Source organism: Microbispora sp. CL1-1, assembly GCF_012034195.1.
In the GTDB taxonomy this organism is placed as follows: Bacteria; Actinomycetota; Actinomycetes; order Streptosporangiales; family Streptosporangiaceae; genus Microbispora.
In genome coordinates this window covers 42,218-48,605 of the sequence record NZ_JAATEK010000052.1, presented here as the reverse complement: position 1 = coordinate 48,605, position 6,388 = coordinate 42,218, and the positions used below count along the sequence as shown (strand labels likewise).

Below are 6,388 nucleotides of genomic sequence, written 5' to 3'. Positions count from 1 at the left end.
TGAATGAGGCCGGAGGTGCGGGGGTGAGCGCCGCGAACGACTGGGACGCGGCGGAGCTGTGGCGTGGGCCCGGTGGTGTGGCGGCGCGGTGGTGTGGCGGCGCGGTGGTGCGGCGGCGCGGTGGTGCGGCGGCGCGGTGGTGCGGCGGCGCGGCCGGTCACACCGTCTGCCGACGCCAGACGTAGCGTTGCGCTTGGCGAAACTCGGGAGCGTGGCCGGTCGCGTGCCGGTGATCCTAGTCGACGCGGCGCGGCGCGGGGCGGGGCGGGCGCGGCGCGGCGCGGCGCCGGGCGGGGCGAGCGCGGCGCGGCGCCGGGCGGGGCGCGGTGGTGCGGTGCGGCGCCGCCCGGCGGACACCGGCCCGTTCAACAGCCTCGCCCTGAGAGCGCAGCCTCGCCTTGAGGACACAGCACAAGAAGGCATCAGTAACCGCACCTCACATCGCACCAGCGGGAGAAGAGAGGCAGGGACGGATGTGTCGCTTGTGGACCAAAGCAGGGGCAGGTGTGGACAGATGGGCGACAAGAGGGCAGGGAGAACCCCCTACCGGGGGCCTGATCGGGCCTCGTCGAGGGCGGCGCGGGCCTGGTCGGCGCGCTGGCGGGCGGACCTGGCGGCGCGGTCGGCCTTCGTCTCCTCGCGGCGGACGACTTCCAGCCGGTGTTCGGCCGACTTCAGCTTCTCCTTGGCCTTGGCCAGCTTGTCCGTGAGCGCCTCGACCTTGGCCGTACGCCGCTCGTGCTCGCGCTCGGCCTCCGTCCGTTCGGCCGCCCAGTCGGCGCGGCCCCGCTCCGCCTCCCGTGCGGCCCGCTCGGCCTCGGCGAGGGCGTCTTCCAGCTCCTTCACGCGGCGCTCGTGCTCGGCTTCCCGCCGTTCCCGCTCCGCTTCGTCGCCTCCGGCCTTAGGCGTGGCCTGCCTGCGCGCCGCCGGTTCGGGGGCGGGTCGCACGACAGGGGCGGGAGTGAAGCCGCTGTAGCTCAGAGGGCGGGTCAGCCGGCCCAGGCGCACCTGCTCGGCCGCGTCCTCGTCCACCACCGCGGCGTCGAGGGTCTGCTCGATCTCCAGGTCGGCCGCCGGAGCCAGCGGATGCCCGGCCGCCTCTGCTTCCTCCCGTACGGACCGGACGAGACGGGCGACGAGTGGGGTCCGTTCGCGACCGGCCTCGGCCAGGGCCTCGGCGTCCTGGGCGCGCCAGGCGTCCCGCAGCCGCCGTCCGAGGTCGAGCAGCCGCCCGAGCTCCCGGCTCCGTTCGCGGGCGGTCCGGTTGACGGCCCAGGCGACCACGGTGGGCTTGCGCAACGCCTTGATCCGCTTGGCCAGCGCGGCGTCCCCCGCCGCCTTCGCTTCCTTGGCCAGCGCGTCACGCGCCGAGGTGAACTCCTCGGGCACCATGCCGTAGAGCCGGTCGGCCGCCTCGTCGAAGTCCACAGACCACGTGTACCCCCTGACGTTCCCCTGTGATAGGCACTCGTCGCGTGGAGTTCTTCTGTTATCACCGTGATCGGCCCGGCTCGGACCCGCTGCGCGAGGAGCTGGTGGAGGCCCACTGGTCCTACATGGACCGGTTCGACGCGGAGTTGATCGCCCGTGGCCCGACTCTGGACCGCGCCGCGGGCATCGCCACCGGCAGCGTGCACATCGTCGACCTGCCCGATCCCGCCGCCGCGCGTGCGTTCGCCTTCGACGAGCCCAACTATCAGGCCGGGGTGTATCGGGACGTGATGATACGGCGGTGGCGCAACGCGCTCGGACGCACCATGTGGGACTTTCCCGGCGGCCGGGACGGCGGCAACCGATATCTGGTGCTGGGTCTGGGCTCCGGGGAGGCCGCCGACCTCGTTCCGCCGACCGATCGGGACGAACTGATCGCGTACGGGCCGCTGCTGTCCGACGACGGCGCCGCCTGGCTGGGTACGGCGGCGCTGGTCCGGGCACCGGACGCGGACGCGGCACGCGCCGTCCTGACCCGGGACCGGTACGCCGCCATCGAGGTGCACGACTGGGAGTTCGGCGGGCGGCGGTAGACCGGGGCGATCCGTCCTGGTCCGGCGCCCTGAGCTACGCCGGACCAGGAGGACCACCCGTGAGGGCGTCAGCTCGGGGACGCTGTCGCCATCACGCCCACGGCGATCCGCGCCTCCATCACACCAGGGTCCTCGGTGTGGGTGAGCGTCGCGCCGAGGGAGCTCAAGAGCCTGCGCATGCGCGTGTTGTCGTACAGGAGGGTCGCCCGAACTTCGGCGAAGCCGAGGTCCCTGGCCTGGGCGAGGAGCATGCGGGCCAGGCGGCCGCCGAGCCCGCGGCCCTGCCAGCGGTCCTCCACGAGGAAGGCGATCTCCGCGATGCCCGGGTCCGCAGTGAACATCAGCGACGCGAGCGCCACGACCTGGCCGTCGTGCCCCGCGACGAGCGACTGGCCGCGGGACCGGTCGCACAGCCGGTCGAACGTGCGGGGCGGAAGGGTGGGGTTGGCGGTGAAGTAGCGGAACCTGCGCGTCTCGGGCGAGCAGCGCTCGTGCAGGTCGCGCAGCGCCTCGCGGTAGAGCGAGGTCAGCGGCTTGACCTGCACCTCCGCGCCGTCGGCGAGCCGCACCGGCCCCTCGGCCGCGGACGGTTCGGCCGGCGGCTGCGCCAGCCTCACCATCGCGGCGGCACGGGCCGCCTCGGTCAGGGTGAACGGGAGCCCGGAGCGGCGCAGCCGGATCGACCGCCGGGGCGCCACGGGCACCACGAGCAGGCCCGGGTCGGGCAGTTCGACAGCCTCCCCCTCGTCGCCGTCGCCGTCCTCGCTGCGCGCGAGCGCGGCGCTCGCGCCGTACACCCAGCGGGCGTCGTCGGCGCGCAGCAGCTCGCCCAGGATCTCCGGCAGGCGCCAGGGGGCCGTGCGCAGCCGGGCGGCGAGCAGCAGTGTGCGCGTCGGCTCGTCGGTCAGTTCGTGCGCGGTGGCGGGCACGATCCGCACCCGCCGCCCGCCCGCGGCCTCCAGCGCCTCGCGTACGGCCTCGGGGGAGGCGGGGATGTCCGTGACGAACTCGTCGACCGTGCCGTCCGTGTCGGGCTGCACCGAAAGGCCGAGGATGTTGCCGCCCTTGTCGGCCAGGGCGGTCGCCAGCGACGCCAGCCGCCCGGGCCGCTCGTCCACGGTCGTACGGATCCGGAAGAACCCCATCGCTACCCGCTCCCCTCCGTTGTGCTGGTCTTCAGGGTGCAGGAGCGCTGTTACACCTTTGCTACACGGCGGTGAGCCGGTCGTTTCCTGTCGGTGTGCCACGTTACAGCTACGGTTATCCGCATGTGTTCCGCTGGATCTCCACGGCATCCGTCGCCGAATAGCGAGATCAGCACGGATATAGCAGGATGTGCACCATGACAGCTCCCCTGTCCCCCGGCTTCGTCAACGGCGAGGTGTCCTTCTGGTATCGGTCGCCGGGAGTGCCCACCCCCGGAGAGCCCCTGGGCGGCGACCTGCAGGCCGACGTGGCCGTGATCGGCGCGGGCTACACGGGGCTGTGGACCGCCTACTACCTGAAGAAGGCCGACCCGTCGCTGCGGATCGTCGTGCTCGAGAAGGAGTTCGCCGGGTTCGGCGCGTCGGGACGCAACGGCGGCTGGCTGACCGGCGCGCTGGCCGGCTCCCCCGAGCGGTACGCGAAGACCCACGGACGGGACGGCGCCCGGCGGCTGCAGCGCGCGATGTTCGAGGCCATCGACGAGGTCATCCGTGTCGCCCGCGAGGAGGGCATCGACGCCGACATCGTCAAGGGCGGCCTGCTCACCGTCGCGCGCGGCCCGGCGCAGGACCTGCGGCTGCGCGAGGAGCTGACGAGCCAGCGCGCCTGGGGCTGGGACGCCGGCGACGTCCGGCTGCTGACCAGCGACGAGATGAACGACCGGCTGCGCATCGCGGGAGCCACCGGGGCCACCTGGAGCCCGCACTGCGCCAGGATCCAGCCGGCCAAGCTCGTCCGCGGCCTGGCGCGGGCCGTACGCGACCTGGGCGTCGAGATCTACGAACGAACCGCCGTCACCGAGATCGCGCCGGGCCGGGCGGTCACGCCGTACGGCACGGTGCGGGCGGACCACGTGCTGCGCTGCACCGAGGGGTTCACCGCCACCATCGCCGGTCATCGCCGCGACTGGCTGCCCATGAACAGCTCCATGATCGTCACCGAGCCGCTGCCCGAGGAGGTCTGGGCGGAGCTCGGCTGGCAGGGCCGCGAGCTGCTCGGCGACATGGCGCACTACTACATGTACGCCCAGCGGACGGCCGACGGCCGCATCGCCTTCGGCGGGCGCGGCAGGCCCTACCTGTACGGATCGAGGGTCGACGAGCGGGGGCACACGCACGACTGGACCGTGGACGCCCTGTGGGACCTGCTGGTCTCCTTCTTCCCGGCCGTCGCCGGGTCGCGGGTGGAGCACGCCTGGTCGGGCGTGCTCGGCGTGCCGCGTGACTGGTGCTCGGCCGTGCACGTGGACCCGGCCACCGGCCTCGGCTGGGCGGGCGGCTACACGGGTCACGGCGTGACCACCACCAACCTCGCCGGGCGCACGCTGTGCGACCTGGTGCTGCGCCGCGACACCGACCTGACCCGGATGCCGTGGGTGGACCGGCGGGTGCGCGCCTGGGAGCCCGAGCCCCTGCGCTGGCTCGGTGTCCATTCGATGTACCGTCTCTACCGCCTGGCCGACGCCCGCGAACGCAGGGGCATGACCAGGACGTCCGTACTGGCCAGGATCGCCGACAAGATCACCGGGCACTGAAAGGCTGATTTGTGAGCTCCTCCCTCCTGTTCCGCGGCGGCCGTGTCTTCGTCCCCGGCGGTTTCGCCGAGGCGGTCCTCGTCCGCGACGGCGTCATCGCCGCCGTCGGCGCCGAGTCCGACCTCGTACGGCTCGCGCCGGACGCCGAGCCGGTGGACCTCGGCGGCGGCCTGCTGACGCCGGGGTTCACCGACGCTCACATCCACCCCGTGCAGGCCGGGCTCGAGCGGGCCAAGTGCGACCTGGCCGAGGTGTACGGACTCGACGCCTACACCGCGAAGATCGCCGACTATGCCACGAGAAATCCGGAGAAGGCGTGGATTGACGGCGGCGGCTGGGACATGTCGGCCTTCCCCGGCGGCCTCCCCCACCGGTCGCAGCTCGACTTCCTCGACCGCCCGGCATACTTCGTGCAGCGCGACCACCACGCCGCCTGGGTCAACACGCGGGCCCTGGAGCTCGCCGGCATCACGAAGGACACCCCCGATCCCGCGGACGGCCGCATCGAGCGCGACCCGGACGGCACGCCGAGCGGCGTGCTGCACGAGGGCGCCATGGACCTCGTCGGCCTGCTCACACCCCGCCCCACCCCGGCCGACGTCGACGCCGCCCTGATGGACGCGCAGGCCCACCTGTTCTCGCTGGGCATCACCGGCTGGCAGGACGCCATCGTCGGGTCGTACGCCGGGTCGGACGACCAGCTGCCCACCTACATCTCCGCGGCCTCCTCCGGGCGGCTGAAGGCGCGCGTGGTCGGCGCCCTGTGGTGGGACCGCGCGCAGGGCGCCGAGCAGATCCCGAGCCTGGTGGAGCGGCGCGCGTCCGCCGCGGGCCTGGACCGGTTCCGCGCGACCTCGGTCAAGATCATGCAGGACGGCATCCCGGAGAACTTCACCGCCGCCGTCATCGAGCCCTACTGCCGCTGCGGCGGCACCGGCCTGTCGTACATCGACCCGGCGCTGCTCGGCGGGTACGTCAAGGAGCTCGACTCCCTGGGCTTCCAGGTGCACTTCCACGCCATCGGTGAGCGGGCCGTGCGCGAGGCGCTCGACGCGCTGACCGGCACCGACCCCGCCAACCGGCACCACGTCGCACACGTGCAGATCATCACGCCGCAGGACGTGCCGCGCTTCGCCGAGCTCGGGGTGACGGCCAACCTCCAGGCGCTGTGGGCCACCCACCACCTGCAGATGGACGAGCTGTGCATCCCCTTCCTCGGCGAGGAGCGGTCCTCCTGGCAGTATCCCTTCGCCGACCTCGTACGGCACGGCACCCGGTTCGCCGGGGGCTCGGACTGGCCGGTCTCCTCGGCGAACCCCCTGGAGGCCATGCACGTGGCGGTCAACCGCACCGAGCCGGGCGGTTCCGTCCACGCGACCTACCCCACCGCCCAGACCCCGTTCCTCCCCGAGCAGAGCCTCGACCTGCGGACCATCATGACGGCCTATACCGAGGGATCGGCCTGGATCAACCGCTCGCCCGCCGGGGTGATCGAGGAGGGCCGCCCGGCCGACCTCGTCGTGCTCGACCGCGACCCGTTCGCCCTCGACCCGAAGGACATCTGGACCACCAAGGTCGTCATGACGTTCCTCGACGGCGAGCCCGTGCACGGCGGATGACCGGA

6 protein-coding genes are annotated in these 6,388 nt (G+C 73.1%); 4 read left to right on the top strand and 2 right to left on the bottom strand.

The genetic code is table 11. From position 1 onward, the window contains the following. Positions 1-185, top strand: a 185-nt coding sequence (locus HCK04_RS36030; protein ID WP_205831136.1) for a hypothetical protein, incomplete at its 5' end; no start/stop codon positions are given. A gap of 358 nt (positions 186-543) precedes the next feature. On the opposite strand, the gene HCK04_RS36025 is transcribed toward HCK04_RS36030, so the two are convergent. Beyond that, the gene (locus HCK04_RS36025) at positions 544-1,428 is read right to left on the bottom strand and encodes a hypothetical protein (protein ID WP_142651818.1); all 885 of its coding nucleotides are present in this window, start codon (positions 1,426-1,428) and stop codon (positions 544-546) included. A gap of 47 nt (positions 1,429-1,475) precedes the next feature. Here HCK04_RS36025 and HCK04_RS36020 point away from each other — a divergent pair, with 47 nt between their 5' ends. Beyond that, on the top strand, positions 1,476-2,024 hold the full coding sequence (locus HCK04_RS36020) for a YciI family protein (protein ID WP_142651817.1): 549 nt from the start codon (positions 1,476-1,478) through the stop codon (positions 2,022-2,024). Positions 2,025-2,092: 68 nt separating this feature from the next. Here the strand turns inward: HCK04_RS36020 and HCK04_RS36015 are convergent, their stop codons facing one another. Further along, complete coding sequence (locus tag HCK04_RS36015; protein WP_142651816.1) at positions 2,093-3,169, bottom strand: GNAT family N-acetyltransferase; 1,077 nt, start codon at positions 3,167-3,169, stop codon at positions 2,093-2,095. A gap of 197 nt (positions 3,170-3,366) precedes the next feature. On the opposite strand from HCK04_RS36015, the gene HCK04_RS36010 reads away from it, so the two are divergent. Together HCK04_RS36010 and HCK04_RS36005 are read left to right on the top strand one after the other, a co-directional pair. Beyond that, a complete protein-coding gene (locus HCK04_RS36010) occupies positions 3,367-4,764 on the top strand; it encodes an FAD-binding oxidoreductase (protein ID WP_142651815.1) in 1,398 nt (465 codons plus the stop codon). A gap of 11 nt (positions 4,765-4,775) precedes the next feature. Next, the gene (locus tag HCK04_RS36005) at positions 4,776-6,383 is read left to right on the top strand and encodes an amidohydrolase (RefSeq protein WP_142651814.1); all 1,608 of its coding nucleotides are present in this window, start codon (positions 4,776-4,778) and stop codon (positions 6,381-6,383) included. Positions 6,384-6,388 lie beyond the last annotated feature (5 nt).

Excerpts from the sequence above, each read along its gene's own strand:
- HCK04_RS36010 (WP_142651815.1), top strand. The coding sequence starts at position 3,367 with ATGACAGCTCCCCTGTCCCCCGGCTTCGTCAACGGCGAGGTGTCCTTC.
- HCK04_RS36015 (WP_142651816.1), bottom strand. The coding sequence starts at position 3,169 with ATGGGGTTCTTCCGGATCCGTACGACCGTGGACGAGCGGCCCGGGCGG.